The sequence below is a fragment of the Alkaliphilus pronyensis genome (assembly GCF_009017275.1).
Lineage (GTDB): Bacteria > Bacillota > Clostridia > Peptostreptococcales > Natronincolaceae > Alkaliphilus_C > Alkaliphilus_C pronyensis.
The window spans coordinates 1-3,989 of record NZ_WBZC01000093.1 but is presented as its reverse complement, the minus strand read 5'-3'; the positions used below and the strand labels follow the sequence as shown (position 1 = coordinate 3,989).

The following is a 3,989-nucleotide window of genomic DNA, read 5'->3' as shown; positions in this document are numbered from 1 at the left end:
GTAGTTCTGACACCTTAATCAATTATTAAATCTTTTTAATTATTAAATATTTATCACAATTTTAACATATTATTACTATAATAGCTTGCATTAACAGTTAGTATAAGACCTTCAGGGTTTTTGAATCAGGGAAAATTAAAACTCCCCCTTATTTAGGGAGAGCTAAGTTTCCTTAAGCTTGGTAATAGGTGGTATTACCTTTCTTTATTTACCCTCTGTAAATTTGCTCATAACTCTTTCATTAAATTCCCTTGCAGCATGGTAGCCCATTTCTTTTTGACGGTGGTTTCTAGCTGCTACTTCTATTAATAAAGCTATATTTCTTGCTGGCTTTACTGGAATGACCACCTCTGCAACCTTCATATCCAATATATCTCTATAATTATCATCTAAGCCTAGTCGGTCGTAGTTTTTGTCGTTTTCCCATTCTTCTAGGTGAATAACTAGATTAACTGAGGTTGATTCCTTAATGGCACTCACTCCAAATAAGCTTTTAATATCCATAATACCAATGCCTCTTACCTCCATCATATGACGGATTATTTCAGGGGCTGAACCTACAAGGTCTTCTTGTCCTATCCTTTTAATTTCTACAGAATCATCGGCCACCAATAAATGACCTCTTTTTATTAATTCCACTGCTGTTTCACTTTTCCCTATACCACTCTTACCAGTAATTAGTACTCCAACACCATAAATCTCCATCAAAACCCCATGTAGCACCACTGATGGGGCTAGCTTGTCTTCAAGATAATTAACCAGTTTACTAATTAGCTTTGTTGTGTTTCTATGGCTCCTTAGTATTTTTCTTTTATATTTATCGGCTGCCTCTAATATTTCATCATAAACCTCTAAATTTCTACTTATTATTAGACAGGGTATTTCATAGGATAAGAGCTTATTTACTCTTTCCCTTCTAACTTCTGGAGATAATGTACTTAAATATTGATGCTCAACTATACCTATAATTTGTATCCTTTCGTAGGCAAAATAATCAAAAAAGCCTGCCAGCTGTATACCAGGTCTATTTAGCTCCATGGTTGTAATGCTTCTAATTTCCTGTGGTGGTTGATTAATCTCTTCCAATTTTAAGTCCTTAATCATGTCCTTAACAGTTATTGATTTCATTTGATCCTCCTTAGTGGCATAGGAAAGCTATTAATACTTTGGAATTATAGCTGCAGCTATTATATAACCTATTAAGCCTGCTCCAACACTGGCAATAGTTAAGAGAACCCACCCCAATCTTACCAAGGTAGAATCCACATTAAAATACTCTGCTATTCCTCCACAAACACCCGATAGCTTTTTATCTGTTTGTGATAGTACAAGTCTTTTATTTTCCATAATAATATCTCTCCTTTATATATTTTTAGTATTTTAAAATATAGTCCTATGTTTATAAATACGACTCTTATTACAAAAGGTTTACTATTTAAGGCTAATTCATTGCTTCATTCTTATTAATTCTATTATAGCTAAAGCACTTAGCTCTCTTCTTCAGTAAAAAACTTAATAATTTCTTCAGCATTCGCTCTTGTAATACCTTTTACCTCTTGCAGCTCTGATGGGCTTGCTTTTTTTATGTTTTCTATGCTATTAAAGTGCTTCATTAGTGCCTTTCTTTTGGCATCACCAATTCCTTTAATTTCCTGTAGCTGAGATTTTAGCATATCCTTTTTTCTTAAGGTTTTATGATATGAGATGGCAAACTTATGGACCTCTTCTTGTATGCTATAAATAAATCTAAAAAGCTCTTTATGTTTATCAATAATTATTTCTTCACCTTTAAAGGCTAAGCCACGGGTTTTATGCTTACTGTCTTTAATCATACCACATACTGGAATATTAATATCTAAGGCCTTTAAGGCCTTTTCCACACTTGTAACCTGCCCAAAGCCCCCATCAACCATTATTAAGTCAGGAAAAACAGAAAACTTGCCCTCATTAATTGTTAGCCTTTCTTCTATAATCTCCTTTGTCTCTTGCATTCCCCTTAGAAACCTTCTTGTTATGATTTCCTCTAGGCTTCCATAATCATTGGGTCCTTCTATAGTTTTTATCTTAAATCTTCTATTGTCCTTATGCTTAGGTTTTCCCTCTTCAATAACAATCATTGAGCCTACCGATTGTAAGCCCTTTATATTGGAAATATCATAGGCCTCTATGCGATTAGGCTCCTCCTGTAGCTTCAAAAGTCCTTGTAGCTCCAAAAGAATAGAGGCTTTACTTTTTGAAGAGCTACTCCTTTCAATTTGAGTCAATGATATAGCTGCATTCTTTATTACTAAATCTAATAGCTTTTTCTTATCACCCCTCTTAGGTACCTTTAATTCAACCTTGCTCCCCTTCTTACCCTTTAGCCACTCTTCAATTATTTCCTTATCAGGGATTTCCTCCTCCATAATTATCTCCCTTGGTATAGAGGAGGCATTGCTATAAAACTGCTTAATAAAGGCTGCTAGTATTTCTGCCTTTTTTTCATCTTCATTTGCCTTTAGATCATAATGCTCTCTATGGATTAGCTTACCTTCCCTTATGAAAAACACCTGTACACATGTTGCATTTCCACTGCTGGATAGACCTATAACATCCTGTTCTAGGGATATATCTGTAACAATTTTTTGCTTCTCTAGGGTGCTTTCTAGGGATTTTAATTGATCCCTATATAGGGCTGCTTTTTCAAAATCTAATTGCTGTGAAGCTGCCTTCATTTTTTCCTTTAGCCTGTTAATTAATTCCTCTTGCTTTCCTCCCAATAGTAGAAGGATTTCGTCTATCATTTGCTTGTAGCTTGAGGCATACACTTTCCCCTTACAGGGTCCAATGCATTTTTTAATATGGTAGTTTAAGCATGGTCTTTCCTTTTTTTCAATCATTCTTTTTATATTTTTTTTACACCTTCTAATTGGATATAAATTATGAATTATATCTAGGGTCTCGTTTAAGGCTCCAATATTTGTGTATGGACCAAAGTATTTGTTCTTATCCTTCAGTACATTTCGGGTCTTTATTACCCTAGGAAATTCTTCATTTATAGTAACCTTTATATAGGGATAGGTTTTGTCATCCCTCAGCAATACATTATACTTTGGTCTGTATTTTTTAATAAGGTTACATTCTAGTATTAAAGCCTCAAGCTCTGTGTCAGTAACTATATATTCAAAGCTATTTATATGGGATACCATTGCTTGTACCTTAGGGGGTTGGTTTCTGGAGGATTGAAAATATTGTCTTACCCTGTTTTTTAGGGAAATTGCTTTTCCAACATAAATTACCTCCCCTTCTTCATTCTTCATTATATAAACACCAGGCTTATTAGGTAATAGCTTTAGCTGCTCCTCAAGGTTAAACATACTGCATGCTCCTTTAAATTGAGATTTATAGAAATATACTATATAATTAGCTTAACAAAAAATACTATATATGGAGGCGATAGCCTTGAAAAATACCTTTAGAGTCTTTAACTTTATTGTTTCGATGTTGGTTTTTTATTTATTAAGGCCTTATTTTAGTTATATTAGCGATTTAATAGAAAGCATCCTACTAAAAAATGGATTTAACACGGTTGTTTTTTTTCTATTGCTTGGATCAGTTCAGGCCCTAACAAGGTTTATATATTTGAAACCCTGGAGGGTAAAAAAAATCATGTCCTATAATATTACTGGTTTCTCATTAGGTGATAAATCTTTATTTTATATTGTACCATTTTTATTGTACATCCTACCATTAATTATATCATTATTTAATGATTTTCAAGTGGATGATGTTTTGTTGCGGATAACTGTTTTTTTAGTTACTATCACATTGTTTGGGGCGCTATTACGGTTTTCTAAATGTAATACAATAGCATCCTTTACAGAAAAAGGTGTTTTAGTGCATGGGTATGATGTACGATTAGATTTACCTTTAATCAATTTTTACTTCAACCGATATTTTTACTTCAACCCATCAGGACTAAGTTTATACGAGCTTCCTGTGATATTGTA

The 3,989-nt window shown here is 33.5% G+C and carries 4 protein-coding genes; 1 reads left to right on the top strand and 3 read right to left on the bottom strand.

Features of this window, described 5'->3' with window-relative positions; genetic code table 11:
* Window positions 1-204: 204 nt before the first annotated feature.
* The 3 genes from hprK to uvrC form a co-directional block, all read right to left on the bottom strand.
* A complete protein-coding gene (gene hprK / locus F8154_RS14915; RefSeq protein WP_151862409.1) occupies window positions 205-1,128 on the bottom strand; it encodes an HPr(Ser) kinase/phosphatase in 924 nt (307 codons plus the stop codon).
* 30 nt (window positions 1,129-1,158) lie between these two features.
* Window positions 1,159-1,347 (bottom strand): PspC domain-containing protein, encoded by a 189-nt coding sequence (locus F8154_RS14910; RefSeq protein WP_151862408.1) that lies wholly within the window; start codon window positions 1,345-1,347, stop codon window positions 1,159-1,161.
* A 140-nt stretch (window positions 1,348-1,487) separates the two neighbouring features.
* A complete protein-coding gene (gene uvrC, locus F8154_RS14905) occupies window positions 1,488-3,356 on the bottom strand; it encodes an excinuclease ABC subunit UvrC (protein WP_151862407.1) in 1,869 nt (622 codons plus the stop codon).
* Between the two features lie 85 nt (window positions 3,357-3,441).
* On the opposite strand from uvrC, the gene F8154_RS15315 reads away from it, so the two are divergent.
* On the top strand, window positions 3,442-3,989 hold a 548-nt coding region (locus F8154_RS15315), incomplete at its 3' end, for a hypothetical protein (protein WP_207706903.1).

What these genes read in the sequence shown, in the direction of transcription:
- uvrC (WP_151862407.1), bottom strand. Translation starts at nt 3,356, where the DNA reads ATGTTTAACCTTGAGGAGCAGCTAAAGCTATTACCTAATAAGCCTGGT.
- F8154_RS14910 (WP_151862408.1), bottom strand. Translation starts at nt 1,347, where the DNA reads ATGGAAAATAAAAGACTTGTACTATCACAAACAGATAAAAAGCTATCG.
- hprK (WP_151862409.1), bottom strand. Translation starts at nt 1,128, where the DNA reads ATGAAATCAATAACTGTTAAGGACATGATTAAGGACTTAAAATTGGAA.